At 63.3% G+C, this 26653-nt stretch carries 28 protein-coding genes and 1 pseudogene; 16 read left to right on the forward strand and 13 right to left on the reverse strand.

The genetic code is table 11. The annotated features are described in order from the left end of the window. The first annotated feature begins 84 nt into the window (after nt 1-84). Nucleotides 85-2364 carry an adenosylcobalamin-dependent ribonucleoside-diphosphate reductase gene (locus OEZ71_RS03135; RefSeq protein WP_263738464.1) on the forward strand — a complete coding sequence of 760 codons (2280 nt, stop codon included), beginning with the start codon at nt 85-87 and terminating at the stop codon, nt 2362-2364. Nucleotides 2365-2465: 101 nt separating this feature from the next. Here the strand turns inward: OEZ71_RS03135 and OEZ71_RS03140 are convergent. Continuing rightward, nucleotides 2466-3252: pseudogene (locus OEZ71_RS03140) on the reverse strand (IS5 family transposase). A gap of 218 nt (nt 3253-3470) precedes the next feature. On the opposite strand from OEZ71_RS03140, the gene OEZ71_RS03145 reads away from it, so the two are divergent. The 3 genes from OEZ71_RS03145 (at nt 3471) to OEZ71_RS03155 (ending at nt 7805) form a co-directional block, all read left to right on the forward strand. Beyond that, the gene (locus tag OEZ71_RS03145; RefSeq protein WP_263738465.1) at nt 3471-4691 is read left to right on the forward strand and encodes an MFS transporter; all 1221 of its coding nucleotides are present in this window, start codon (nt 3471-3473) and stop codon (nt 4689-4691) included. Between the two features lie 63 nt (nt 4692-4754). Beyond that, the gene (gene metG / locus OEZ71_RS03150; protein WP_263738466.1) at nt 4755-6473 is read left to right on the forward strand and encodes a methionine--tRNA ligase; all 1719 of its coding nucleotides are present in this window, start codon (nt 4755-4757) and stop codon (nt 6471-6473) included. A gap of 306 nt (nt 6474-6779) precedes the next feature. Beyond that, nucleotides 6780-7805: a fatty acid desaturase gene (locus OEZ71_RS03155; RefSeq protein WP_263738991.1), complete on the forward strand. Its 1026-nt coding sequence runs from the start codon at nt 6780-6782 to the stop codon at nt 7803-7805. Between the two features lie 49 nt (nt 7806-7854). Here the strand turns inward: OEZ71_RS03155 and OEZ71_RS03160 are convergent, their stop codons facing one another. The 4 genes from OEZ71_RS03160 to gatC are packed head-to-tail and all read right to left on the reverse strand — an operon-like array spanning nt 7855 to nt 11090. Next, entirely contained in the window at nt 7855-8514 is a 660-nt protein-coding gene (locus tag OEZ71_RS03160; protein WP_263738467.1) for an N-acetylmuramoyl-L-alanine amidase, read from the reverse strand. Nucleotides 8515-8517: 3 nt separating this feature from the next. Continuing rightward, entirely contained in the window at nt 8518-9285 is a 768-nt protein-coding gene (locus OEZ71_RS03165; RefSeq protein ID WP_263738468.1) for a hypothetical protein, read from the reverse strand. Nucleotides 9286-9318: 33 nt separating this feature from the next. Continuing rightward, entirely contained in the window at nt 9319-10806 is a 1488-nt protein-coding gene (gene gatA / locus OEZ71_RS03170) for an Asp-tRNA(Asn)/Glu-tRNA(Gln) amidotransferase subunit GatA (protein ID WP_263738469.1), read from the reverse strand. Then, nucleotides 10803-11090 (reverse strand): Asp-tRNA(Asn)/Glu-tRNA(Gln) amidotransferase subunit GatC, encoded by a 288-nt coding sequence (gene gatC / locus OEZ71_RS03175; RefSeq protein ID WP_263738470.1) that lies wholly within the window; start codon nt 11088-11090, stop codon nt 10803-10805. The genes gatA and gatC overlap by 4 nt, the downstream gene beginning before the upstream one ends. An 84-nt stretch (nt 11091-11174) precedes the next feature. On the opposite strand from gatC, the gene OEZ71_RS03180 reads away from it, so the two are divergent. Further along, nucleotides 11175-11867: a metal-dependent hydrolase gene (locus OEZ71_RS03180; protein WP_263738471.1), complete on the forward strand. Its 693-nt coding sequence runs from the start codon at nt 11175-11177 to the stop codon at nt 11865-11867. Between the two features lie 42 nt (nt 11868-11909). Here OEZ71_RS03180 and OEZ71_RS03185 read toward each other — a convergent pair whose 3' ends face one another. The 3 genes from OEZ71_RS03185 to OEZ71_RS03195 form a co-directional block, all read right to left on the reverse strand. Then, nucleotides 11910-12137: a hypothetical protein gene (locus tag OEZ71_RS03185; protein WP_263738472.1), complete on the reverse strand. Its 228-nt coding sequence runs from the start codon at nt 12135-12137 to the stop codon at nt 11910-11912. A gap of 380 nt (nt 12138-12517) precedes the next feature. After that, entirely contained in the window at nt 12518-13402 is an 885-nt protein-coding gene (locus OEZ71_RS03190; RefSeq protein ID WP_263738473.1) for a sulfotransferase domain-containing protein, read from the reverse strand. 62 nt (nt 13403-13464) lie between these two features. After that, a complete protein-coding gene (locus tag OEZ71_RS03195; protein ID WP_263738474.1) occupies nt 13465-13920 on the reverse strand; it encodes a nucleoside deaminase in 456 nt (151 codons plus the stop codon). A 100-nt stretch (nt 13921-14020) separates the two neighbouring features. Between OEZ71_RS03195 and OEZ71_RS03200 the strand changes: the two genes are divergently transcribed. Together OEZ71_RS03200 and OEZ71_RS03205 are read left to right on the forward strand one after the other, a co-directional pair. After that, a complete protein-coding gene (locus tag OEZ71_RS03200; protein ID WP_263738475.1) occupies nt 14021-15460 on the forward strand; it encodes a pseudouridine synthase in 1440 nt (479 codons plus the stop codon). Between the two features lie 233 nt (nt 15461-15693). Further along, nucleotides 15694-16635, forward strand: coding sequence for a DUF2927 domain-containing protein (locus OEZ71_RS03205; protein WP_263738476.1), 942 nt, complete (start codon nt 15694-15696; stop codon nt 16633-16635). 17 nt (nt 16636-16652) lie between these two features. Here OEZ71_RS03205 and OEZ71_RS03210 read toward each other — a convergent pair whose 3' ends face one another. Next, the gene (locus OEZ71_RS03210) at nt 16653-17072 is read right to left on the reverse strand and encodes an Hsp20/alpha crystallin family protein (RefSeq protein WP_263738477.1); all 420 of its coding nucleotides are present in this window, start codon (nt 17070-17072) and stop codon (nt 16653-16655) included. Between the two features lie 155 nt (nt 17073-17227). Between OEZ71_RS03210 and OEZ71_RS03215 the strand changes: the two genes are divergently transcribed. Together OEZ71_RS03215 and dtd are read left to right on the forward strand one after the other, a co-directional pair. After that, nucleotides 17228-18151 (forward strand): carbohydrate kinase family protein, encoded by a 924-nt coding sequence (locus OEZ71_RS03215; RefSeq protein WP_263738478.1) that lies wholly within the window; start codon nt 17228-17230, stop codon nt 18149-18151. Between the two features lies 1 nt (nt 18152). After that, entirely contained in the window at nt 18153-18590 is a 438-nt protein-coding gene (gene dtd / locus OEZ71_RS03220; RefSeq protein ID WP_263738479.1) for a D-aminoacyl-tRNA deacylase, read from the forward strand. Nucleotides 18591-18665: 75 nt separating this feature from the next. Here the strand turns inward: dtd and OEZ71_RS03225 are convergent, their stop codons facing one another. Further along, on the reverse strand, nt 18666-19589 hold the full coding sequence (locus OEZ71_RS03225; protein ID WP_263738480.1) for a DMT family transporter: 924 nt from the start codon (nt 19587-19589) through the stop codon (nt 18666-18668). A gap of 136 nt (nt 19590-19725) precedes the next feature. Continuing rightward, nucleotides 19726-20013, reverse strand: coding sequence for a 50S ribosomal protein L28 (gene rpmB / locus OEZ71_RS03230; protein WP_263738481.1), 288 nt, complete (start codon nt 20011-20013; stop codon nt 19726-19728). Nucleotides 20014-20366: 353 nt separating this feature from the next. Between rpmB and OEZ71_RS03235 the strand changes: the two genes are divergently transcribed. The 5 genes from OEZ71_RS03235 (at nt 20367) to OEZ71_RS03255 (ending at nt 24131) form a co-directional block, all read left to right on the forward strand. Continuing rightward, entirely contained in the window at nt 20367-20783 is a 417-nt protein-coding gene (locus OEZ71_RS03235) for a universal stress protein (RefSeq protein ID WP_263738482.1), read from the forward strand. A 30-nt stretch (nt 20784-20813) separates the two neighbouring features. Beyond that, nucleotides 20814-22454 (forward strand): BCCT family transporter, encoded by a 1641-nt coding sequence (locus OEZ71_RS03240; protein WP_263738483.1) that lies wholly within the window; start codon nt 20814-20816, stop codon nt 22452-22454. A gap of 86 nt (nt 22455-22540) precedes the next feature. After that, complete coding sequence (gene nthA / locus OEZ71_RS03245; protein ID WP_263738484.1) at nt 22541-23155, forward strand: nitrile hydratase subunit alpha; 615 nt, start codon at nt 22541-22543, stop codon at nt 23153-23155. Beyond that, the gene (gene nthB, locus OEZ71_RS03250; RefSeq protein ID WP_263738485.1) at nt 23152-23823 is read left to right on the forward strand and encodes a nitrile hydratase subunit beta; all 672 of its coding nucleotides are present in this window, start codon (nt 23152-23154) and stop codon (nt 23821-23823) included. The genes nthA and nthB overlap by 4 nt, the downstream gene beginning before the upstream one ends. Continuing rightward, nucleotides 23820-24131 (forward strand): nitrile hydratase accessory protein, encoded by a 312-nt coding sequence (locus tag OEZ71_RS03255; RefSeq protein WP_263738486.1) that lies wholly within the window; start codon nt 23820-23822, stop codon nt 24129-24131. Before nthB ends, OEZ71_RS03255 begins: the two co-directional genes overlap by 4 nt. 6 nt (nt 24132-24137) lie before the next feature. Here OEZ71_RS03255 and OEZ71_RS03260 read toward each other — a convergent pair whose 3' ends face one another. After that, a complete protein-coding gene (locus OEZ71_RS03260; protein ID WP_263738487.1) occupies nt 24138-24932 on the reverse strand; it encodes a hypothetical protein in 795 nt (264 codons plus the stop codon). A 92-nt stretch (nt 24933-25024) separates the two neighbouring features. Further along, nucleotides 25025-25276 (reverse strand): DUF167 domain-containing protein, encoded by a 252-nt coding sequence (locus OEZ71_RS03265; protein WP_263738488.1) that lies wholly within the window; start codon nt 25274-25276, stop codon nt 25025-25027. A gap of 106 nt (nt 25277-25382) precedes the next feature. On the opposite strand from OEZ71_RS03265, the gene OEZ71_RS03270 reads away from it, so the two are divergent. Further along, a complete protein-coding gene (locus OEZ71_RS03270) occupies nt 25383-25961 on the forward strand; it encodes a nitroreductase family protein (protein ID WP_263738489.1) in 579 nt (192 codons plus the stop codon). Continuing rightward, on the forward strand, nt 25958-26653 hold the full coding sequence (locus OEZ71_RS03275) for an EI24 domain-containing protein (RefSeq protein WP_412175598.1): 696 nt from the start codon (nt 25958-25960) through the stop codon (nt 26651-26653). The genes OEZ71_RS03270 and OEZ71_RS03275 overlap by 4 nt, the downstream gene beginning before the upstream one ends.

The following is a 26653-nucleotide window of genomic DNA, read 5'->3' on the forward strand; positions in this document are numbered from 1 at the left end:
CCCCGGCCCACGAGATCAAGTTGACCGGGGCGGCAGGTCCGCGTATCGTGATAAGCCTTTCCAAAGACCGAGGACTGCCGCACGATGACCCGTTTCGCCGCCCCCATTGCCGAGCAGATATGGGACATGAAGTACCGCTTCAAGCAGGCGGACGGCACGCCCATCGACGGCACGGTCGAGGATTCTTGGCGGCGGATCGCGCGGGCGCTCGCCTCGGTCGAAAAGGACCCGGCAGCCTGGGAAGACCGCTTCTACGCCGCGCTTGAGCATTTCAAATACCTGCCCGCGGGCCGCATCACCGCAGGCGCGGGCACGGGGCGCACGGTCACGCTCTTCAACTGCTTTGTCATGGGCACGATCCCCGACGATATGGGCGGCATCTTCGACGGGCTGAAGGAAGCCGCGCTGACCATGCAGCAGGGCGGCGGCATCGGCTATGACTTCTCCACCATCCGGCCGAGGGGGGCCGAGGTGAAGGGCGTCGCCGCCGACGCCTCGGGCCCGCTGTCGTTCATGGATGTCTGGGACGCGATGTGCCGCACGATCATGTCGGCGGGCTCGCGTCGGGGCGCGATGATGGCCACCATGCGCTGCGATCACCCAGATATCGAGGATTTCATCGCCGCCAAGCAGGACGCCGCGCGGCTGCGCATGTTCAACCTCTCCGTCCTCGTCACCGACCCGTTCATGGCGGCAGTGAAGGCGGACGGGCCGTGGGAGCTGACTTTCGGCGGCAAGGTCTACAAAACCCTTCAGGCGCGTGACCTGTGGAACAAGATCATGCGGGCGACCTATGATTATGCCGAGCCGGGCGTGATCTTCATCGACCGCATCAACGCCGCGAACAACCTGAACTATGCCGAGACCATCGCCGCCACCAATCCCTGCGGCGAACAGCCCCTGCCGCCCTATGGCGCCTGCCTTCTCGGCTCCATCAACCTCGCCCGCCTTGTCTGGTATCCGTACGAGGACCGCGCCCATCTCTGCGAAACCTCGCTCGACGACCTCGTCGCGACCGCCGTGCGGATGATGGACAACACCGTCGATGCCTCGCGCTTCCCGCTCGCGAGCCAAGAGGCCGAAGCGCAGGCCAAACGCCGGATAGGCCTTGGCGTCACCGGACTGGCGGACGCCCTTCTGATGGTCGGCCTGCGCTACGGCTCGGAAGAGGCCGCGAAGCAGACCGAAAAGTGGATGCACCACATCGCGCGGGCGGCCTATCTGGCCTCGGTGGAACTGGCGAAGGAAAAGGGCGCGTTCCCGCTCTTCGATGCGGAAAAGTACCTCGCTTCGGGCAATATGATGCAGATGGATGACGACGTGCGTAAGGCCGTCGCCAAACATGGCATCCGCAACGCGCTCCTGACCTCTATCGCGCCCACCGGCACGATCAGCCTTTATGCCGGCAATGTCTCCTCCGGCATCGAGCCGGTCTTTGCCTATGCCTACACCCGCAAGGTGTTGCAGAAGGACGGCTCGCGTACCGAGGAGGAGGTCGTTGATTACGCCTATCACCTCTGGCGCGAACGCTTCGGCGACAAGCCCCTGCCCGATCATTTTGTCAACGCCCAGACACTGCCGCCTTTGGATCACGTGCGAATGCAGGCGGCGGCGCAGAAATGGGTGGATTCGTCGATCTCGAAGACCATCAACTGCCCCGAGGAGATCAGCTTCGAGGCGTTCAAGGACGTCTACATGGCGGCCTGGGATCAGGGCTGCAAGGGCTGCACCACGTACCGCCCGAACGAAGTGACAGGTTCGGTCCTGACCGTCAGCGAAAAGGCTGACGAGGCCCCGGATCAGGTCCGGGGCGCCGTATCGACGGATGGCGAGGTGGTCTATCTCTCCGAACCCCTGGACCGACCACAATCGCTGGAGGGCGCGACCTACAAGCTGAAATGGCCCGACAGCGAACACGCCATCTACATCACGATCAACGACATCGTGCAGGGCGGCCACCGGCGGCCCTTCGAGGTCTTCATCAACTCCAAGAACATGGAGCATTTCGCCTGGACCGTGGCGCTGACCCGCATGATCTCGGCCGTCTTCCGGCGGGGCGGAGATGTCAGCTTCGTCGTTGAGGAGATGAAGGCCGTCTTCGACCCGCGCGGCGGCGCGTGGATGCAGGGCCGCTACATCCCCTCGATCCTCGCCGCGATCGGCGGTGTCATCGAACGCCACATGATCGCCATCGGCTTCCTCGAAGGCGAAGGGCTCGGCCTCAAGACCGATCCCAAGGCCGAGGTCATGTCGGTGGGAGAGGCCCCGCGCGGCCCCGCCTGCCCGTCCTGCGGGCAATACGGCATGCAGATGATCGAAGGCTGCATGACCTGCCCGTCCTGCGGCCATTCGAAATGCGGCTGACCGGCCGGACGGCTGGTTATTGATGAGTCCGGGAGAAAACGCCCTTTTTTGGGGGTTTTTGACACCCTTTTGTCCAGATATTATCGCCCTCTGCGGCTAGGTCATGTTGACAAATGGCGGAGCCATAGGCGGATCGACGTGATGTCGATGAAGCCAAGAAAGCTCTCGGCGGTCTTGTCGTAGCGGGTAGCGACGCGCCGGGCGTTTTTAAGCTTGTTGAAGCAGCGCTTGACCAGATTGCGCAGCCGGTAGAGGGTCCGGTCGACCGCCACGCGCAGTTTGCGGGTCTTGCGCATGGGGATGACTGGCACGACGTTGCGGGCCTCCATGGTTTTGCGAACGTTGTCAGAGTCATAGCCGCGATCCGCCAGCAGGACAGACGGCTCGGGCAGGTTATCGGCCATGACCAGATCGAAGCCCAGGTAGTCCGATGTCTGGCCCGGCGTGATCTCCGACCTCATGGGCAGGCCGACGCATTGACGCGGAGGTGGATCTTGGTCGTAAAGCCACCTCTTGAACGGCCAAAACCTTGTCGCGGAGTCCCCCTTTAGCGCCCGCTGCCTGATGATGGGCGCGAACCACGGTGCTGTCGATCATCTGCAGGGCATCGGGAACCAGCCGACTTTTGTTCAGCGTGTCCATGATCTGCTCCCAGAGCCCGGCCAATGTCCAGCGCCGGAACTGGCGATAGACCGACGACCACTTACCGAACTCTTCAGGTAGATCGCGCCACGGCGATCCGGTGCGCGCAATCCAGAAAATCCCATCCAGAACAAGACGATGGTTCTTGGGTTTGCGCCCTTTCGGAGCGCGGACCGCGAAGATGAAGGGCTCATGAAAGGCCCACTCCTCGTCCGACATCAAGTCTCGTGCCGAGCTGGTCTCCATAGCAGATACCAGCTTGAATCACGCTCAGAGCGCCCTATGAATCCCTTTTGTCAACACGGCCTAAAACTCCCCTCGGATGCGCACCCGAATACCCGCTGCAAAAGTGTTTCGCGGCCGCGCCGCCTGAAAACAGCCGCTCCGTTTTGCGGCCATACAATTCTTCTCTGGTCATTCCCGCATCGGAACGCCAAGGTGGCCGCGCTTCACCGGACAAGCCCATGCGCCTTCTGATCTCCTTTGCTGCTCTGTTCCTGTCGGTCGTTCTTTTGCAGCTCGGCACCGGCGGCGTGGCGCCGCTAGATGCTCTTTCGGGTGTGGAACTTGGCTTTTCCACCGCCGAGGTCGGGACGCTTGGGTCTGCACATTTTTTCGGCTTTTTCATCGGCTGCTGGTGGGCGCCCCGGCTCATGGGCACTGTCGGCCATTCCCGCGCTTTCGCGGCCTTCACGGCCGCCGGAACAATCGGCCTTATCGCCCATATGATGATCGTCGATCCCATCGCCTGGGCGCTTTTGCGCATGGCCTCGGGCGCATGCGTCGCGGGCTGCTACACGATCATCGAGGCCTGGCTGCAGGCCAAGGTCACGAACGAAACGCGCGGCCGGGCGATGGGTATCTACCGTATCGTCGATGTCGGCGGTTCGCTCGCGGCGCAGCTGGTCATCGGAGTGCTCAGTCCTGCCACCTATTTCTCGTACAATCTTTTGGCCATTATCTGCTGCGCGGCCCTTTTGCCCCTGACCGTCAGCCGCGCGCCGCAGCCCGACACGCCCGCCGCTCCGCGCCTGCGCCCCGCCATGGCCTGGGCCAAGTCGCCGCTTGCCGCCGCCGGCGTCATCGTCTCGGGCGTCTCCACCGCCGCCTTCCGCATGGTCGGTCCGATCTACGGGATCGAGGTCGGCCTTTCGGCCGACATGATCGCGCTGTTCCTCGCCGCCTTCGTCCTTGGCGGCGCGGTGGCGCAATTTCCGGTGGGCTGGCTCGCCGACAAGTTCGACCGGCGGACCGTTCTCATGTGGTTGTCCGTCACCGCCGCCCTCGCCTGCGGCACAACGGTGGCGCTTTCCGGCCTCGGCACTGCCGCGATCTTCCTCACCGCTGGGTTCTTTGGCATAACCACGATGCCGATCTATTCGGTTTCCACCGCCCATGCCCATGACTTCGCCACTGACGAGGAACGGGTCGAACTGTCGGCGGCATTGATGTTCCTTTACGCGCTTGGCGCTATCGCCTCGCCGCTCGTAGCCTCCAGCCTGATTGCATGGTTCGGCCCTGCCTCTATGTTCGTTTTCATCGCGACGATCCATCTTGGCCTTCTGGTTTTCGGCGCGCTCAGGATGCGCGCGCGCCCCACGCCCTCGGACCGCACCCGCTATGTCTATACTCCGCGCACCAGCTTCCTGATCGGGCGGCTCCTGAAGCGAAACGGCGAGGATTGAACCCTCTGGCCCTTGCCGCCCAAAGCCGGTAAATCGGCCCGGCGACGGACGGAAAGGCGACAGATGGCCCGGATTCTCATCACTTCGGCGATCCCCTATATCAACGGGATCAAGCACCTCGGCAATCTCGTGGGCTCGCAGCTCCCGGCCGATCTCTATGCCCGCTACATGCGGTGCCGGGGCCATGAGGTCATGTTCATCTGCGCGACCGACGAACACGGTACGCCCGCCGAACTTGCCGCTGCCAAGGCAGGTAAGCCGGTGGCCGATTATTGCGCCGAGATGTGGCAGATTCAGAGCGATCTCGCCAAGGGCTTCCGCCTGTCCTTCGACCATTTCGGCCGCTCGTCGAGCCAGCGCAACCACGCGCTGACCCAGCATTTCGCGAAGAAACTCGCCGAGAACGGCTTCATCGAGGAAGTAACCGAAAGCCAGGTCTTCTCCGTCGCCGACAACCGCTTCCTGCCCGACCGCTATATCGAGGGCACCTGCCCGAATTGCGGGTACGACAAGGCGCGGGGCGATCAGTGCGAGAACTGCACCAAGCAGCTTGACCCGACCGACCTGATAAACCCGCGTTCCGCCGTCTCAGGCTCGACCGAGCTGGAGGTGCGTGAGACCAAGCACCTTTACCTGAAACAGAAATCTCTGAAGGGTGAAATCGAGGCATGGATCGACAGCCAGCAGGACTGGCCGGTCCTGACCACCTCCATCGCCAAGAAATGGCTGCATGACGGTGAGGGCTTGCAGGATCGGGGCATCACCCGCGACCTCAGCTGGGGCGTTCCGGTACAGTTTCCCGGCGCTCCCTGGAGCGGCATGGACGGTAAGGTCTTTTATGTCTGGTTCGACGCGCCCATCGAATATATCGCCGGGACCGCCGAATGGGCCGACGCGAACGGCAAGACCGAGGCTGACTGGGAACGCTGGTGGCGGACCGACAAGGGTGCCGAAGATGTGCGCTACGTGCAGTTCATGGGCAAGGACAACGTGCCGTTCCACACGCTTTCCTTCCCCGCGACGATCATGGGGTCGCGCGAGCCGTGGAAAAAGGTCGATTACATCAAGAGCTTCAACTACCTGAACTACGATGGCGGCCAGTTTTCCACCTCGCAGGGGCGCGGCGTCTTCATGGATCAGGCGCTGTCGATCCTGCCTGCCGACTACTGGCGCTGGTGGCTCCTCAGCCACGCGCCCGAAAACTCCGACAGCGAATTCACCTGGGAAAACTTCCAGGTCTCGGTCAACAAGGACCTTGCCGATGTGCTCGGCAATTTCGTCAGCCGCATCACCAAGTTCTGCCGCTCGAAATTCGGCGAGGCGCTGCCGGAGGGCGGCCAGACCGGCGAGCGCGCCAAGGCGCTGATCGAAGAACTGGAGGCCCGTGTCCGCGCCTATGAGGCGCATATGGAGGCGATGGATATCCGCAAGGCGGCGGCTGAGCTGCGCGCCATCTGGGTGGCGGGCAACGAGTACCTGCAAGCAGCGGCCCCCTGGTCGGTCTTCAAGGAAGACCCCGACCGCGCGGCGGCGATGGTGCGGCTGGGTCTGAATCTCGTCCGGCTCTACGCGATCCTGTCGGAACCCTTCATCCCCGACGCCTCGGCCACGATGCTGAAGGCGATGGGCTGCGAGGATAAAAGCTGGCCCGGCCCGATCGCCGAAGCGCTGACCGCGCTCAAGCCCGGCCATACCTTCGAGACCCCCGACGTCCTCTTCGCTAAGATCGCCGACGAGGACCGCGAGGACTGGCAGAAACGGTTCAGCGGTATCCGGGCTTGAAGCAAGCGTCACTCTGACGCAGGCAGGCGCGCACGTCATCTATGTGACACGCGAACATATTGTTTGTTCACGTGCGATCGGTGACATGCGCGACTGCGCCCCATTCTCCCGCCAATGCCAGTAAAGACACATGTTGCCGGTTCCATGAACCAGACACTCGACACGCGCCCATTGCCGCGATAAACGGCCATGGATTGCTGTAGCCACGACAGCCCGCCCAAGACCGGCGCGGCTTACATGATGTTCGATGTTGCGGCGCGGGATATTGGTCGGAAGGCCATCCCCAGAGGAACCGATGCCGACCGCATGAACAGCCTGCCCCAACCCGCCGCCGTCGCGACCGACCCCAAGGACTGGGTCCGCATTCTCGCCGCCTATCGCGACCCCGACCCGCTGCGCAGCACCTACGAGCTTCTGGTCAGCGTGATCCCCTTCCTCGGCCTCTGGGCCGTGGCATGGAGGGCGGTTTCGGTTAGCGGCTGGCTGGCGCTTGCCATCGCGGTCCTGAATGCGGGCTTTCTGGTCCGCCTCTTCATGATCCAGCACGATTGCGGACATGGGGGCTATTTCCGCAACCGGGCAATTGCCGACTGGGCTGGGCGGGCGATTGGTGTTCTTACCCTTACGCCCTACGACGTGTGGCGGCGCACCCATGCAATTCACCACTCCTCGGCTGGAAATCTGGACCATCGCGGCGTTGGCGATATCCATACGATGACAGTGCGTGAATACCGGGCATTGTCACCGCTGGGGCGGTTTGGCTACCGTCTCTATCGCAACCCGATCACTCTGTTCGTGCTCGGACCAATCTATATCTTCCTCTTTCAGAACCGCCTGCCCGTGGGCCTCATGCGTGGCGGCGCGCAGTACTGGGTCAGCGCGATGGGCACCAATGCCGCGCTTGCCGTGATTCTGACCGCGATCATCTATTTCGGCGGGCTGAAGGTCATCGCGCTGGTCTTCCTGCCAACCGTTCTGGTCGCTGCCGCGGCCGGCATCTGGCTGTTCTTCGTTCAGCACCAATTCGAGGAAACCCATTGGGACAAGGGTGACGAGTGGCAGTTGCACGACGCGGCCCTGCACGGCAGCTCGCACTATGTTCTGCCACCGGTCCTGCGCTGGTTCACCGGCAATATCGGCATCCATCACGTCCACCATCTGTACAGCCGTATCCCCTTCTACCGGCTGCCTGAGGTCCTGCGTGATCACAGCGCGTTAGCGACCGCGAACCGGCTGACCCTGCGCGAGAGCCTCTCGTGCGCACGGCTGCACCTCTGGGACGAAGAGCGACGGCGACTTCTGTCCTTCGCCGAGGCGCGCAAACTGCCCTGATATTGTGAGGCGTCGGGAGCCGTTTTGAAACGGCAGAGGCCCGGGAATCTCACTCCACACCATTGACCGGAAAGCGTTTGGCCAGCTCGTCGGCCATCGCGCGGTCAATGTCGTCCTCTGGCCCTAGGGCGCCGGGACGGAATCGCATGCGGAAGGCGGTCAGAACCGCCTCCGGCGCAGCATCGGGATAGCCGATAGCGCGCGCTGAGGTCCTGAAATCGGCGCGGTGATCGCCTTCGCCCTGCGGCCATACCGCGAAACCGCCAAGCGCCAGCCGCTGCCAGTTGAACCGGGGACCCGGGTCGCGTTTGCGCTCGGGCGCCATGTCCGAATGGCCGATGATCCCTTCGGGACGGATTGCCCAGCGCGCCATGATTGCGGCAAGCAGCCGTTCCAGCGCAGCCATCTGCGGTTCGGGAAACGGCGCATCGCCGGGATTGGCGAGTTCGATCCCGATGGAATGGGAATTCACATCGGTTATGCCACCCCAGGCCCCAGCCCCGGCATGCCAGGCGCGGCGGGCCTCATCAACGAGTTGGTCGCAGGTCCCATCCTCGGCGATCAGCCAATGCGCCGACACCTCGGCCGCAGGGTCGCAAAGCCGCGCACGCGACTCGGCGCAGGTCGGCATCGCGGTATAGTGGATCACGATCAGGCTCGGCCGCGCCCCTTCCCGTCTGTCGCCGGAATTGGGCGAGGCAAAGGCCAAGGTTCAGCCGCGTGCGTTCTGGAACGGCGTCGGATCCCAGCGGCAGGCGAAGCCGTCGCCATCCGGATCGAGGTTCTTCGGATCGCGCTGCGGTCCACCCGATTTCAGGAAGGCCTCTTGCGCCTCTTCGGGGTTTGCATAGCGACCACAGGCACGTTCGTGATTGGCAAGCGCAATGGAGGAGCGGCGGTAGATCGGCTCACCCAGACGGTTCGGGGCTTTGACCGCATATTCGATGATCAGCGCCGCGTTGCCGCCACTGCGCGTGGGCAGTGCGCCGGGTTGAATCTGCTGGTACTGAGCCCGGTTCTGGGCAATCCGTTCCTTATCGGATTCGATCGTCTCACGTGTCGAAACGGCTGAAAAATCTTGTTCGTCCGAGATCCCGGCATTGCTGACCGCCGGCGCGGCGTCGGGAACGGTCGCGGGCACCGTGGTGGGCGCTGCCGAGGCGGTCTGGGGATAAAGCGGTTGCTGCGGAACGACCGTAGTCTGGCTTTGGGCCAGAGGTGCCGCGCCGCTGACACCGGCCTGCGCAAGTTCGGCTGCCGTCGGTGCACCGGTCCCGGTCGAGGGGAACGGAACCGCCGCATTCGTCACCGGCCCCTGAACCGTCTGCGTCGTCGCATACCGCTGCGCCTGCAAAGCTGCCTGTTGGCGCTGGTATTCATCGTAGTCGCCAAAACCGACCCCGCCACCACGAGCCGCAGGCTCTGACGGGACGCAGGCAGTGACGAGCAACAGGGCAAGACAGGGCAACAGGTAACGCATCCGGAACTCTCCGATCCTTTTAAGCGGCGCCACTTACCACCATTTCGCGGGTTTGGAAACAAATCCTGCGGCGCGTTCCAGCACATAGGCGTGATTCAGCAGATCGCCCTCTTCCCACGGGCGGCCGATCAACTGCAACCCAAGCGGCAAGCCCTGCCGGTCAAGACCGGTCGGAACCGCGATGCCGGGAAGGCCCGCGAGATTTACAGTGACGGTGAAGACGTCATTGAGATACATGGCGATCGGGTCGGCATCAGCCATCTCGCCCAGCCCGAAGGCGGCCGAGGGCGTGGCAGGTGTCAGGATCGCGTCGATGCCGTCGGCAAAGACATTTTCGAAGTCGCGCTTGATCAGGGCGCGCACCTTGCGGGCGCGATTGTAATAGGCGTCGTAGAACCCGGCCGATAGCACATAGGTCCCGATCATCACCCGGCGCTGAACCTCGTGACCGAAGCCCTCGGCGCGGGTTTTTTCGTACATCTCGGTGATGCCGTCGCCCTGGGCCAGCTTGGCACGGTGGCCATAGCGCACCCCGTCATAGCGGGCGAGGTTCGAGGACGCCTCGGCGGGCGCGACCACGTAATAGGCGGGCAGCGCGTATTTCGTGTGCGGCAGCGAGATATCGACGATCTCGGCGCCCGCATCCTTCATCATCGCGGTACCGTCAGCCCAGAGCTTCTCGATCTCTTCGGGCATGCCGTCCATGCGGTATTCGCGGGGAATGCCTATCTTCTTGCCCCGGATGTCACCCGTGAGGGCCGCCTCGAAATCCGGCACAGGCAGGTCGGCGGACGTCGAGTCCTTCGGGTCATGGCCGCACATCGCCTGTAGCATGATCGCTGCATCGCGCACATCCTTGGTCATCGGCCCGGCCTGATCGAGCGACGAGGCGAAGGCGACGATCCCCCAGCGCGAGCAGCGGCCATAGGTCGGCTTGATGCCAGTTATGCCGGTGAAGGCGGCGGGCTGGCGGATCGAGCCGCCGGTATCGGTGCCGGTCGCGGCAAGGCAGAGGTCGGCGGCAACCGCGCTCGCCGAACCGCCCGAGGACCCGCCCGGGGTCAGCGCAGTATCGTCATTGCCGCGCCGCCACGGATTGACCGCGTTGCCGTAGCACGAGGTCTCGTTCGAGGACCCCATGGCAAATTCGTCCATGTTGAGCTTGCCGAGCATCACCGCGCCTGCATCGGCCAGTTGCTCGCTGACGGTGGATTCGTATTCGGGTTTGAAATTCTTAAGGATGTTCGACGCGGCCTGCGACGGGACGCCTCTGGTGCAGAACAGATCCTTGATGCCCACTGGGATACCGCACATCGACGGCGCATCGCCCGCCTTGATGCGGGCATCCGCCGCCGCAGCGCGCTCGCGCGCGATCTCGGGCGTCTTGTGCACGAAGGCATTGAGCGCCCCGGCCCCCTCGATCGCCGACAGGCAGGCTTCGGTCAGTTCCGCAGAACTGGTTTCACCCTTGCGCAACGCATCGCGCGCCGCCGCAATCGTCAGTTGGTTCAGCGCGCTCATTCGACCACCTTCGGCACTGCAAAGAACCCCTCGCGCGCATCGGGTGCGTTCGACAGGATCTTGTCGACCATATTGCCATCCGTCACCACGTCCTCGCGCCGCTTCAGACGCATGGGCGTCACCGAGGTCATCGGCTCCACGCCCTCGACATCGACCTCATTGAGCTGTTCCATGAAGGCGAGCACGGCGGACAATTCGCCTGCCAGCGCCGGAAGGTCATCTTCCTTCACGGCAATCCGTGCCAGATGCGCGACCTTGCGCGCGGTGTCGGTGTCAATGGACATCGGGCTGTACTCCGTCCTTGGATCGGGGCAGGGTTTACCCTCAGGGCGACCGGCCCGCAAGGGCGGCAACACTGGGAGGATGCCATGAAAATCACCTGGCTTGGCCATTCCGGCTTTCGTATCGAGATCGGGGGGGCGGTGATCCTGCTCGACCCCTGGCTGACCGGTAATCCGATGTTCCCGGCCGAGAGGCGGACAGAGGCGATTGCGGGGGCGACGCACGTGATGATCACCCATGGCCACGGCGATCACACCGGCGACGCGGTGGGCATCGCAAAGGATGGCGGCATTCCGGTGGTCGGCATCTACGATCTGATCTCCCATTGGGAGGCCGCCGAAGGGATTTCCGGTATCGGGTTCAACAAGGGCGGCACGGTCGATCTGGGCGGCGCGAAGATCACGATGGTGGCGGCGAGTCATTCTTCCTCGCTTGCCGGGCGCGACGGGCCGGTCTATGCCGGGCATGAGGCGGGCTACATGATCGCGGGCGAGGGTCACGTGATCTATGTCTCGGGCGATACCGACATCATGGCCGATATGGGATGGATGGGCGAATATCATAAACCCGATATCGGCATTCTCGCCTGTGGGGGCCATTTCACCATGGACATGAAGCGGGCGGCCTGGGCGGCGAAGAAATATTTTGCCTTCAAGACCGTTATCCCCTGTCATTACAGAACCTTCCCGCTGCTGGCTCAGTCAGCGGATGAGCTGAAGTCCGGCCTGCCGGGCGTGAATGTGATCGAGCCCGACGTGCTGAGCCCGATCACGATCTGAAATTGCCCGGGTCGCCGGGGCCGCCGAACGGCCTCCCCGGCTTCACAATTCCCAGTAGGAACGGCCCCGCGACGGGGGCTCCAGCCCGACATCGCGACGGACATGATCCGACAGATCGGCATCGTAGCGCCGCCTGTAGCGGTGCCTGCGGAAGGCGAGGTTCACCGCAGCCAAGATAACGGCATAGACACCGTAGCGGTGGACAAGCACCGCTACGGCCCGGACATGGGGCCGGTCCTCGGGGCGGACGGGTATGAAATGTGCGTTCATTGTATCACTCCGCCAGGCGCCATTCGGCACACTGGTTCCTTTGGATGAAGTCAGGTTTGGAACACGCGGTAGGTCCGCAGCGGACAGGCCGGTTTCCGATTACGGGTTCAGGAAAATGAGGCGAAGAAACTCGCCTGATTTCTGACGGTTACGAGGCGCTCTGATAGCGGTCGCAGGTCAGTGGGCGGGCGGACACAGCCATCCCCCAGACGCCGACACGGGTGCGGAGCGCAGCGAGATCATAATGGTTCATCCAACGCCTCCTTTGTTCGCGTGTCGGGACGGCGCGTCTATACACCGATTCCGGCTGGCAGGAACCGCGGAATTGTACCCTTGAGCGGTTGAGGATTGTATGTGTTCGCCTCGACACAATACCGGCGTCACACGGTCGCTGATCCCCATTCCAGCCAGCGCACGTCGTCCTCGGGCAACAATTCGCGGATGCGCCGGTCGTAAAGGGCGACTTCGTCGGGTGTAAGGTGCTTTTCCCACTTGTTGTTGGTGCCGCTCGCGAAAAACGTCTCGGCATTGTCGAGTACCGATTTCTGGTCCTGAACAGCTTCCCGGGCATTTGCCTTCATCGTGTCGAAACGGGCACCTTCGACAATTTCATCAATCAGGTTTTCAGGATGATCGCAGCCGAGGATCTCCGCGATCCGCAGGACCTGCCCTTTCAGGTCGCGCTTTAGATCCGCGTAATGAACGAGATGCACGTTGGGCAGATGCGCCCAACGCCGGAAGGACTGATAGTGATAGGTGATCGAGTCGAGCGTCATATCGTCGTTGCCGCCGTCTTTCGAAGCGTCGTCCAAGTACATCCGGAAGCCTTCGGAAATCGCGTCGGGAAAGCGGTCCTTCATCAGGTCGACATTCATCGCCAGCGCGAAGCGGCGCATTGAAAAATGCACGTCGAGAGGGTGTCGGTAGACCGCGAAATAAGTGCAGGCTGGGTCAAAGGTGATTCCATCCAGCGGCGTATGCGACTTGATACAGCGGCGGTGGGTCTGGGCGGTCATTGTGGCCGCGCGCGCGTCAATATCGCGAAACCCGCAATCGACCCAAAGCGATATCTGGTCCAGCACCTTGTCCATACCGGGCCGACCATGGATCAACATCAGGACAATGGCCTGAACCCAGGTCGTTCCGCATTTCGGCGGCGTTACCACCAAGGTGTCATCGGGCCGGAGCGCGAAACGATCCCATATGGTCGAATTAGTGATCCGGCCCTGATAGATCTTGGAACGTGTCGGCAAATCACCTGTCATGTTCCGGTCTGCCCCTTCCCAGAAAAGGCTAGCTCTAAGCGGGCATTCGACCAAGCATTATGTCAGCCACGGCGTCCGGCGAAGAATTCCTGCAATAGCCGCGCCGCCTCTTCCGCCCCGATGCCGTCATAGACCTCGGGCACGTGGTGGCATTGGGCATGGGCAAAGACCCGCGCCCCGTGGGCGACGCCGCCGGATTTGGGATCTTCCGCCCCGTAATAAAGGCGCCCGATCCGGGCGAAGGAAATCGCCGCCGCGCACATCGGGCAGGGTTCGAGCGTGACATAGAGGTCGTGATCCGGCAGCCGCTCGGACCCGACTAGGGCACAGGCTGTGCGTAAGGCCAGCACTTCGGCATGGGCAGTCGGATCATTCAGTTCGCGCGTGCGGTTGCCCGCTGCCGCCACGACCCGGCCGTCCGGTGCCACCACGACCGCGCCCACCGGCACCTCGCCGCGTGCCGCAGCCGCCCGCGCCTCGTCCAAGGCCTGATCCATATGGCTGCGAAATTCGCTCATGGCCCCTCATGCCCTGCCCCGTGCCCTCACGCAAGCGCTTCCCCCGGGCGGTGATTCTGTATAGAGGGGGCGCTTCAGTGCCATTCCCGGGGGCGGACCCATGAGCGACGACAAATCCAAGGGCGAACGTATCGCTAAGGCCATGGCGCGCGCGGGCGTCGCCTCGCGCCGGGATGCGGAAAAAATGATTCTTGAGGGCCGCGTTTCGGTGAACGGGCAGAAGGTGGTAAGCCCCGCGCTCGACGTCACGCCCACCGACAAGGTGATGCTGGACGGCAAGCCCATCGACGCGCCGCAGCCCGCGCGGCTTTGGCTCTATTACAAGCCGGTTGGCCTCGTGACCTCGGCCAAGGATGAAAAGGGCCGCCAGACCGTCTTCGACACGATGCCCGAGGGCATGCCGCGCGTGATGAGCGTCGGGAGGCTCGACCTCAATTCAGAAGGGCTGCTGCTCCTGACCAATGATGGAGAGTTGAAACGGCAGCTGGAGCTGCCCTCCACCGGCTGGCTGCGAAAATACCGGGTTCGGGTGAACGGCCGCCCGAACGACGCGACCTTCGATCCCCTGCGCCGTGGCGTGGCCATCGAGGGCGAAGAATTCCAGCCGATGGAAATCACGCTCGACAAGCAGCAGGGCGCCAATGCCTGGCTGACGGTCGGGCTGCGCGAGGGCAAAAACCGGGAAATCCGCCGCGCAATGACCGAGGTGGGGCTGATCGTGAACCGGCTGATCCGGGTCAGCTATGGCCCGTTCCGGCTGAACAAGATGAAGCCGGGCGATGTCGTCGAGGTGAAGGCCAAGGTAATGCGCGAGCAGCTCGGCGGGTTGATCGGCGAGGAACCGGCTGAAGAAAAGCGCAAACCGCGCGACGGTGACGCACCGCGCGATCGCAAGCCACGCACACCGCGCGGCGGTGACGCCAAGGGTCCGCACAAACCACGCGCCCCACGCCGGGACGAGGACGGCGGGGCGAAGTCCCCCCGCTGGACGAAACGCCCCGACCGCGATGGCGATACGGGTCCGGCGCGGCAACGGGACGACCGGCCGAAGAGCGGCAAACCCCGGTTCCCGCGCGACGAAGACAAGGGGGCTTCGGGTGAGCGCAGGTTCTCAAAACCCCGCCATGATGGCGAACGGACGGAGCGCGACGGCGACCGCAAGTTAGGGAAACCGCGCGCGAAGACCGAGGGTTCCGGGCAGGATGGTGCGCGCAGGTTCGGGAAACCACGAACTGAAGGCGAACAGACGGAACGCAAATACTCCAAACCCCGCGCTGAAAATGCACGGGGCGAGCGCAAGTTCCAGAAACCGCGCGACGAAGGCGGACGCGGTGACGACGCGCCGGATCGCAAGTTTGCCAAGCCGCGCACCGGCGCAGCCCAGGCCGAACGCGGCGGCGAGCGCAAGTTCTCCAAACCCCGCGATGGCGGGCCTGCGGGTGCCAAAGGGGGCAAACCCGCACCACGGCGCGACAACAGTCAGGGGCGTGACCGACCAAAGACCGGCGGGCCGCGCAAGGGACCGCAGGGACGCAAATAACGCATCAGCGAACCGCGAATTCTTGCCCGACCGCGTGGTCAGCGCCGGGATGGGCTTGGCGCGCGGCCCCGGGCGTGCGAAGCTTGGCCAAAGTGGTGGGCCCTGAACCGGCACGCGGCCCTTTGGCATCGCAAAATGGGCAGTGGCGATCGGATATCCACCCGTGTTCGACCCGTAAGGAGGCCGGTCTGACCACCCGTTCAACCCTGCCCGCCCGGACCGCCTGAGTCGCCATGCGCTTTCATGTATCCTGGTCTGTTCTGTACCTCCCGATCCTGATGGTCGGGCTGTCGGCCTGCACGACGACCGGTCCTGGCCCGGAATCGGTAGCCGGCGGCACATCTGGCGAGCCGCGGATCACCACACCATCGCCGCAAAGCCAGGTCGAACGGGCCTATTACGCGCGTGTAGAGGCGAATTATCTGGCCCAAGACCTTCTGCGGGTTGACGGTGGGGCCGAGGATGCCCCTTTCGGACCGCGTGAACTGGCCGAAAACTTCTTGCGCATTGCGTTCTTTGACGAGTTCACAGAACGCGGCGGACAACTGGTTGCGGAAGCCAGCGAGAACCGGCTGCACCGCTGGCGGCAGCCGGTGCGGATCGGCGTGGAATTCGGCGCCTCCGTCCCGCTCGAACAGCGGCGCGCCGACGAGGCGGTGATCAGCGACTATGCCTCGCGGCTGTCGCGCCTCACTGGCCTGCCGATACGGGTCAGCACCTGGCGCCCGAACCATGTCGTGATGATTGTTAATGCAGGCGAGCGCGCGGGGGTCGTCGACCGCATCCGCGTCTTCGCACCCGAAGTGTCCGACGCCGCGCTTGACAGCGTGGCCCACATGCGCCCCGATACCTATTGCACCGTCTTTTCTTTCACGCCGGGACAGAGCGCATCCTACTCTGGCGCGCTGACGGTGATCCGTGGTGAGTTGCCCGACCGGCTGCGCCTTTCCTGTATTCACGAGGAACTGGCCCAGAGCCTCGGCCTTGTCGCCGACCACCCCCGGGCGCGCCCCTCGATCTTCAACGACAATGAAGAGTTCGCCCTGCTGACGCGGCAGGACGAACTGATGCTGCGCATGCTTTATGACCGACGCCTCAGCCCCGGCATGACGCTGGCCGAGGCGCGGCCTATCGTCGAGGCGATGGCAGCGGAACTGCTACCCGCGGGAAGCTGATCCCCGCCGCCAAAGGATCACGCCCTGCCTATCGGCACCTTCCGGGCTTTCGCGACCTCGGGCGCCGCGCGCGCGACGGTCAGCGTCAGCACACCATCCTTCAGATCGGCGCTGATCTTTCCGGCATCGGCATCGGCGGGCAGGCGGAACGACCGGCTGAAACTGCCATATTGGCGTTCGCTGAAATACCAGGTCTCACCCTTCTCCTCGCGGCTCTCCTTCTTTTCGCCCTTCACCGTGACCATGCCGTCATCGACGGTGATATCGATGTCCTTTTCATCAACACCCGGCAGTTCGACGGCGATCCGGTAGGTCTTGTCGTCCGACGAGGCTTCAGAGGCAGGGGCCAGCCATTCGGAAAGCCGCGCGCCGAAATGGCGGAAAGGCTCGTAGAAGCTCGGCCAGAAATTGCTTGTGGCAGGGGTTTTCTCAACCATGATCATGCTCCTCTTTCTTGGAACTCAGTAAGTCTGCACCTGTTGGAGTTTCCGCGCCTTGACGTGCGTCAACATCCGACGTCACCGACGTTGCGACGCTGGCCGGACTCGGTTAAGGAGGGGTCTGTTTACGCTAACATTGACCGGGGGCCAGGATGATCCTGAGTTGCGGCGAGGCGCTGATCGACATGTTGCCCCGGAAGACCGGCACGGGCGAGGATGCCTTTGCCCCCTATCCCGGCGGCGCTGTGTTCAACACCGCGATCGCGCTCGGTCGGCTTGGCGCGCCCTCGGCGTTCCTTTCGGGCCTGTCGACGGACCTTTTCGGGACGGTTCTGACCGATGCGCTGACCGCGTCGGACGTCGACAGCACGCTTGCCATCCGATCAGCCCGGCCGACGACGCTGGCCTTTGTGCGGCTCGTGAACGGACAGGCGAGTTATGCTTTCTATGACGAGAACACCGCCGGGCGGATGCTGACCCCCGCCGATATGCCCGCCCTGCCCGATACGGTGAACGCGCTGTTCTTCGGCGGCATCAGCCTTGTTGGTGACCCCTGCGGCAGCGCATATGAGGCCCTGATGACGCGCGAAGCGGCGTCACGCGTCACGATGCTGGACCCAAACATCCGTCCCGGCTTCATCACAGATGAACCCGCCTATCGCGCCCGTATCGGGAGGATGCTGGCGCTGTCGGACATCGTGAAAGTGTCGGACGAGGATCTGCGCTGGCTGGAAGGCCCCGGCGACATCGGCGAAGTCGCGGAACGGCTCCTCGCCCGTGGCCCCAAGGTGGTTTTCGTCACCGAAGGGGCGGAAGGCGCACATGGGTTCACCGCCCGACACGAAATCTCTGTACCCGCACGCAAGGTCACAGTCGCCGATACGGTCGGCGCGGGCGATACGTTCAATGCGGGCCTGCTTGCGGCGCTGCACCGTGACGGCCTGCTGACCAAAACCGCCTTGGCGGACTTGACACCCGATGCGATGGAGGCCGCCCTCACGCTCGGTTGCGCCGCTGCTGCGGTCACGGTATCCCGCGCCGGGGCCAATCCGCCCTGGGCCGGGGAGATCGACTGAGATGCGGGCACTTGTTCAACGGGTCAGCGAAGCGCGCGTAACCGTCGCCGGGCGCGTGACCGGAGAGATCGGGGCGGGCCTGATGATCCTTGTCTGCGCCATGCAGGGCGATACGGATGCTCAGGCCGACCAGCTTGCCCAGAAGATCGCGAAACTGCGGATATTCAAGGACGAGGCGGGCAAGATGAACCGTTCCCTTGTCGATACCGGCGGCGCAGCCCTCGTGGTCAGCCAGTTCACCCTTGCCGCCGACACGTCACGGGGCAACAGGCCGGGTTTCTCCACGGCCGCACCGCCGGACGAGGGCGAAAGGCTTTACAATTATTTCTCCGACCGGCTGCGCGCGCTCGGGATCACGGTCGCGAACGGCGAGTTCGGCGCCGACATGGATGTGAGCCTCGTCAATCAGGGACCCGTGACGATCTGGCTGGACGTCTGAGCGCGCGCCGAAAAGTTTTGTCCAAAACTTTTCACGGAAGGATTTTGTTCCAAAATCCTTCCGGACCGGAGGACCTTAACCCTGCGGGGTCATTGCCCGGCGCTGACGGTCGCGTTCGAGACCAAGCTGGCGTTCGCGCCAGATGATCAGGATGCCGGCGAAGACAACAAGCGCCGCGCCACCCAGAACGATGCGCGTCGGAACTTCGTCGAAGACGACATAACCGACCCCGAGCGCCAGCAACATCGAGGCATATTCAAAGGGCGCGATCACCGATGCATCGGCGTGGCGATAGGACGAGGTCAGCAGGACCTGCCCCAGCCCGCCAAACAGCCCCGCCCCGATCAGCATGGCTGCACTTGCCGGATCAGGCATGGTCCAGCCGAAGGGCAGCGAGATCAGCGACAGAAGCGCGGAGTTGACCGAGAAGTAGAAGACGATGGCGCTGACCTTCTCCTCGGCCACAAGACGCCGGACGAAGACCTGCGCAAGTGCGGCAAAGATCGCGCCCACAAGAACCACGATCGCACCAAGAGCCTCGGTCGCACCAAGTTCGCCCGCAGAGAGTGCTGTCAGGCGCGGCGAAAGAATGATGAGAACGCCCGCCATGCCGATCGCGACAGTGAAGATGCGAAACATCCGGACATTCTCACCCAGAAACATCGCAGCAAAAACGACCGTCAGAAGGGGCGCGGCATAGCCGATCGCCGTGACTTCGGGCAGGGGCAGAAGTCCGAGCCCGGCAAAGCCGAATCCCATGGCCACCGTACCCATCAATCCGCGCCAGAAATGGCCCAGCGGATTGCGGGTGGCGAGGCCGGATTTCAGCCCACGCGTCGCGATCAGCCAGATCAGGATCACCGGAATGGCGAAAGCAGAGCGGAAGAACACCGCCTCGCCCGGCGGAACGGCGTGCGAGGCCGCCTTGATCAGGCTCGCCATCGTCATGAAGACGGCGACCGAACAGAGTTTCAGGGCAATGCCGCGCAATGGATTCATGGGCGCCTTCCTTCGCGCCAGAGAAACCCCGAGCGGCGGCGAAGTGCAAGGTCAAAGCTCCTGACCACGGCAGACAGGGGCTCTAAAATGAAAAGCCCCGCCGAAGCGGGGCCAATCCATCACCGATCAAGGGCAATCAGGCCGCGGCCTGCGCCTTTGCGATGTCTTTCTTGATCTTCAGCGCTTTGGACGACAGCTCTTCGTCCTTCGCCTTGGCGAGGAAAGCGTCCAGACCGCCGCGGTGATCAACCGAGCGCAGGGCAGCCGCCGAAATACGCAGCTTGAACGACTGGCCGAGCGAGTCCGAGATCAGGGTGACATCGTTCAGGTTCGGCAGGAAACGGCGGCGCGACTTGTTGTTCGCGTGGCTCACGTTGTTGCCCGACATCGGGCCCTTACCGGTCAATTCGCAAACGCGCGACATGGTTTCGTTCCTTGTTTCTCGAGCCTCCGGGCCCGTCATCCACATATCATATAAGGGCCCCGCACGGCAGAGCCCCGAATTCCGTCCGCGCCATTTACGGCCTACGCCGAGCGGCGTCAAGCGATTCATCCCCTGCATTGGCGTAGCTCGCCGCACCGAAAATCGCACCGTGACATCCGCCGCCAAACCAAGTGATCAAAAGTATTTGGTGTCACCGGTTTTTTGAAACGGAAAATTATGCTCTAATTACGACATAAATGTCGTAATTAGACAAATCGCGTCGATCATGGCGACACAAGGCCAGACGCAAAGCCAAATGCTCCACCACAGGGCATGGCAGCAAGGAGGGCAGAATGTTCAGAAAAATCATGGTTCCGGTGGATCTCCGCCATACTGAAAGCATGCAGAAGGCCCTAAGCGTTGCCGCCGATCTGGCACGGCATTACTCGGCGAGCGTGTGCTACGTCGGCGTCACAGGATCGGAACCGAGCGAACTGGCTCACCGACCTGAGGAGTTCGCGGAAAAGCTCAAGAAGTTTGCAGAGGGCGAGGCGAAAGAGCGCGGTCACACAGCAACCTCGCACATGGTGATCAGCCATGACCCCACGACAGAGCTTGACGACGCTCTGAGCCGCGCCCTGGCAGAGACCGGGGCTGACCTCGTGGTCATGGCAACGCATCTGCCGAACGTGACGGATTACATCTGGGCCTCGCACGGGGGGACGCTCGCGATGCATTCGAACGCATCCGTAATGCTCGTGCGTGGATAATAACAGGACAGGAACAGGGAGGCGACCGACATGACGGAACAGGATACCAACCAGGGCATCCCGGTGCCGGAAGGCGATGCCGGACTTATCGAAACCGACTACACGATCGGTCAGGACAACGTGGAGGGCCAGCTTGGTCCCTTTGGCTTTGACGTACACAACCCGGTCTTTATGGTGTCCGGCCTTTCGATCGTCGCCTTCGTCTTCTACGCGCTGGCGTTGCCCGAACAGGCCAGCGCGGTTTTCGGCTGGCTACGGCCATGGCTAACCTCCACCTTCGACTGGTTCTTCCTCGGCGCGGCCAATATCTTCGTTCTCTTCTGTCTGTTCCTCATCGTCAGCCCATGGGGCGCGGTCCGGCTGGGAGGAAAGGAAGCGACGCCCGACTACACCTATATCGGCTGGTTCGCGATGCTGTTTGCCGCCGGGATGGGGATCGGTCTGATGTTCTTTGGCGTTCTGGAACCCGTCTATCACATGGCAATTTCCGAGCCGCTCGGCGTACCTTCGCCGATCGCGGAAGACGGATCGATCATTCCCGAGAACGTGGAAGCCGCCAAGAAGATGGGACTGGCGGCCACGATCTACCACTGGGGTCTGCACCCGTGGGCGATCTACGCCATCGTGGCGTTGGCGCTGGCCTTGTTCACGTTCAACAAGGGCCTGCCACTTACGATCCGCTCGGCCTTCTACCCGATTTTCGGCGATGCGGTCTGGGGATGGGTCGGCCATGTCATCGACATCCTGGCTGTCTTCGCGACACTATTCGGCCTTGCCACTTCACTCGGCTTCGGCGCGCAGCAGGCCAATGCGGGGCTTGAGCATATATTCGGCATCCCGAACAACGTCTCCGTCCAGGTCGTGCTGATCACTGTCATTACGGCGGTGGCCCTTATCTCGGTCCTGCGCGGCCTCGATGGGGGCGTGAAGGTCTTGTCCGAGATCAACATGGGCATTGCGGCGCTGTTGCTGGTCTTCGTGCTGCTGGCCGGACCGACAATGACGATCTTCGGCGACTTCCTCGCGGGCCTCGGCGCCTATGCGGCCGATATCGCGCCGCTGTCGAACCCGTTCGGGCGTGAGGATACTGGCTACATGCAGGGCTGGACAGCCTTCTACTGGGCCTGGTGGATCAGCTGGTCGCCCTTCGTCGGCATGTTCATCGCCCGCGTGTCGCGCGGTCGTACAGTGCGCGAGTTCATCATCTGCGTGCTCCTGATCCCCTCGCTCGTCTGTGTCCTCTGGATGGCGGTCTTCGGCGGCGTGGCCATAGACCAGGTGCTGACCGATCCGACGGCAAGCGCGGTGAAGACCTATGTCATCGACAGCTATGTGCCGGAACTTTCGCTCTTCGCGATGCTGGAAGGGCTGCCCCTTGCATCCATCACCTCCTTCATCGGGATCGTGCTGGTCATCGTCTTCTTCGTGACTTCGTCGGACTCGGGCTCGCTTGTCATCGACACGATCACGGCGGGCGGCAAGGTCGACGCGCCGCTGCCGCAGCGGGTCTTCTGGTGCACATTCGAGGGTGCGGTCGCCATCGTGTTGCTGATCGGCGGCGGGCTAGGCGCGCTTCAGGCCATGGTCATCTCAACCGGTCTGCCGTTCACGCTTGTGCTTCTGTTGATGTGCTGGGCAATCTTCAAGGGGCTGACGAGCGAAAGCCGGTAGCTCGTTCACCGGGAAAGAAAGAGATGCGTCGCCCGTTCGGGCGATGCATTCTGGACAGTGGCTTTGGCGCACCGCATGATGCGCCCATGCCGCACGATCACCCAGACCACCCGCATTCGCTTCTGCCCTCCGACCCAGCCCTCCGCGTAAAGGCGCTGGAGACAATCCTTGTCCGCAAAGGGCTGGTCGATCCGGCTGCGATGGACGAAATCCTCGACACCTACGAACGGAAAGTCGGCCCGCATCTGGGTGCCAAAGTCGTGGCGCGGGCGTGGAGCGATCCGGCCTTTCGTGACCGGCTTCTGGCCGATGCCACCGCCGCGATTGCAGAGCTCGGCATCTCGGGTCGACAGGGGGAACATGTCGTCGCGGTGGAGAATACGCCCGACACCCACAACATGGTCGTCTGCACGCTCTGCTCCTGCTATCCGTGGCCTCTGCTCGGCATCCCGCCCGCGTGGTACAAATCCGACGCCTACCGGGCGCGGGCGGTTCGCGAACCGCGCAAGGTGCTGGCAGAGTTCGGCGTGAGCCTGCCAGACGGGCAGAAGGTGCGGGTGTGGGATTCGACCGCCGAGGTCCGCTATCTGGTTGTGCCGATGCGTCCGGAAGGGTCCGAAGGGCTGGACGAGGCGGCCCTGTCTGATCTTGTCAGCCGCGATTCGATGATCGGAACCGGTCTTGCGGGGGCGTCGAAATGACCCGGGTCCATGACATGGGCGGACGCTACGGCGATCCTGCCGTTATCCCCGAACCGCAGGGCATAGTGCCCATCGGCCCCGAATGGCACCGCAAGGCGCTGGCGCTGACGCTTGCGGCAGGAGGCCTTGGCGCATGGTCGATCGACACGTCGCGCCATGCCCGCGAAAGCCTGAGCCCCAAGGACTACGCGCGCTTTTCCTATTATGAGAAGTGGATGGCGGCCTTGGCCGATCTGCTGGTGGAAAAAGGGCTGGTCACAAAGGACGAGCTGGCCGCAGGCACTGCCGAGCCTGCGGGGGCCCACCCGAAACTCTTCCGGGCGGAGGCTGTTGGTCCGGCGCTGAAACGGGGCAGCCCCTATACTAGGCCCGGCGCCGAACCGGCCTTTGCGCCCGGTGACCGGGTGCGCACCCGCCTGCCCGCCCGCAATGCCGATATCCCCGGCGGCCATACAAGACTGCCCGCCTATGCCGCCGGTCAGACCGGCACCGTTATCCTCAGCCACGGCGCGCATGTCCTGCCCGACGCCAACGCCCATGGGCTCGGCGAACGGCCCGAGCCGCTCTATACCGTCGCCTTCACCGCCGCCGATCTCTGGGGCGAAGCCGAAGGCGAAGGCGACGAGGTCACGCTCGACCTCTGGCAAAGCTATCTGGTCCCGGCATGACGCCGCCGTCCCGCTTCGACGAGCCTTGGCAGGCGCAGCTTTTCGCGCTGACCGTCGCGATGAGTGAGGCCGGACATTTTACCTGGGCCCGATGGGCCGAGGCTTTCGGCGCGACGCTGAAGGCGATGGGCACCGACCGGCTGCTTGATGGCGGGGCCGATTACTACGCCGCATGGCTCACGACGCTTGAAGGATTGCTGGACCGCTCGGGCCATGCACCCGTGGACGAAGCCGCGGCCACAAAGGCCGCGTGGGAGCGGGCCTATCTTGCCACGCCCCACGGTCAACCTGTCCAGTTGCCCGGTTGATTGCGATTACCGCAGCGACCGGAACGCCCCGGGCAGGTTGTTCGCCGGATAGGCACTGCCAACCAGAAACTGCATGCGCGGATTGCCCTCTTCATATTCTGGGTCCAGCACCTGAACATTGAAGAAACAGGCCGGAGACTTGCCATCCGACCCCTCACTTCGGCCGCAGGCGGTGCGGGTACCGACCCGGACGCGCAGCGCGATCGCCTCGCCGCCCGGAATATTCAGCGAGACATCCACGACCTTGTTCGGATCGGAACTGTCGGTGCCGCCAACGAAAAGCGAGGACTCGTTCGCCCGGATCACGGACCGCACGACGACGATCCGGAATTCATCCTCGCGCGGGTGCAGGATCAGGTCTGGATTGTTGCCCGCCGTCACCTGTTCCTGCACATAGTTGGCAAGCGCGGTGATGGTGTTGTTGTAGTCTTCGCGCAGCGCCCCCTTGGCCACGAATTGCGACTTGGCGCCGATCGAGGCCTTGATCAGCCCCTCCTTGCCAAAGAGCGATTCCGGCAGGCCGGAGATGCCCATCTCGGCCACGTTGGTCGAGGAGACATCACCCGCCGAAACGCCACCCGGCGTGGTCGGCGTCAGCGCCAGCGTATCAAGGAATTCCAGCCGGTTGGTAGCAGTGTTCCACAGGAAGGTGGAGCCCGGCTCATAGAGACCGGCATTCTGGGTGCCGAGCCCGGCGGCGTTCGAGAACTGGAAATTCGCGCTGACCATGGAAGCGTCGGGGCGACAGGCCGTAAGCGCGAGGGCTGCACAGAATACAAGCGGGAAACGGATCAATGTCATTGGAACCATCCATCAATTTTTTCAAAAAACCGATGGCAGAGTAGCACGAAATCGCAAATTCGTCTTCTTAGGGGATTCCCGCCCTTCCGGGCCTATTCCGCGATCCTGAACACCTTGTCGCGGGCGGTTTCACCCCGGATCAGGGTCAGGCGGGATTTGGGAACACCCAGCGCCTTGGCCAGAAGCTTTACGACAGCGATGTTGGCCTTGCCGCCTTCCGGCACCACGGTAACATAGATACGGATCGTGCCATCCTCGGCCACAATGGCATTGCGCGACGCCTTCGGAGTGACGCGCACGGTAATCTCGGCACCGGGCCGTGACAGATGGCTGAGATCGCTCATACCATCTGTTAACCGCTCCGCGCGCGGCGCACCAGTTGTGACCGAAGCCGCTTGACCCCGCCGCCACTCTGGCCAAGTGTGCCGCCCATAATGAACGGAGGCCTCAATGCCCGTCCCCAATCCCGCCGCGATGGAGTTCTTCCTGACCCGCCGGTCGCGGCCCGCCAAGATCCTGCGCGCACCCGTTCCGACGCGCGAGGAACTCGAACCGATCCTAACGGCGGCGGCGCGGGTGCCCGATCACGGCAAGCTGGAGCCATGGCGTTTCATCGTGTTGGAGAAAGCCGCGCTGACGCGGCTTGCCATGCTCGCAGAAACACGCGGGGCAGCGATGGGGCTGGACCCTGACCGGGTGATCAAGGGCGTGATGCAACTGGCCGATGCCGATCTGGCCATTGCAGTCGTGCATGTCCCCCGCACCACCGAGAAAGTTCCCGAAATCGAGCAAATCCTGTCGGCGGGGGCGGTCTGCCTGACGCTGGTGAATGCCGCGCTCGCCTCCGGATGGGGGGCTTCGTGGCTGACCGGCTGGCATATGCATGACGGAGAATTCTGCCGCGAGGGGCTGGGGCTTGCCGAAGGCGAATGGGTGGCGGGCCTGATTCATATAGGCACCGAAACCAATACGCCGCCGGATCGTCCGCGCCCTGATATCGCGGCCATCACCACCTGGGTAAACGAATGATCTTCGGCGATTTTCTCAAGGCGTTGGGTCAGCTTGGCGACAGGCGCTTTCTCAAGGTCGTCGGTCTGGGCGTACTTCTGTCGCTGGCCTTGCTCTTCGGGGTCTATGTGCTCTTCGTTCAGGCGCTGGACTGGATCACACCCGATACGCTGACCCTGCCCTGGCTCGGCGAAGTCGCGTGGGTCGACAGCCTGATTGGCTGGGGTTCATTCTTCCTGATGCTGGGACTGTCGGTCTTCCTCATGGTGCCGGTGGCTTCGGCCTTCAGTGGGCTTTTCCTCGACGATGTCGCGCAGGCGGTGGAGGACCGCTACCATCCGACCCTGCCCCGCACGCCGCGCCTGCCCATCATGGACACATTGATCGACAGCGTGAATTTCTTTGGCGTTCTGGTCGCGGTGAACCTGCTCGCCCTTCTGCTTTACGCCTTTGTCGGCCCCTTCGCGCCTTTGATGTTCTGGGCGGTGAATGGCTATCTTCTGGGGCGTGAATATTTCCAGATGGTCGCGATGCGGCGGCTGGGACGGCAGGGCGCGCGCGATCTGCGCAAGCGCCATGCCGGTCAGGTCTGGATCGCGGGCATGCTGATGGCGGCCCCCCTGTCGATCCCGCTTGTCAATCTGGTGATCCCGGTTCTGGGCGTTGCGACCTTCACGCATCTCTTTCACCGGCTGAAGAACCAGCGCGGCTGA

The organism is Albidovulum litorale, from assembly GCF_025751495.1.
Taxonomy (GTDB): Bacteria; Pseudomonadota; Alphaproteobacteria; order Rhodobacterales; family Rhodobacteraceae; genus Albidovulum; species Albidovulum litorale.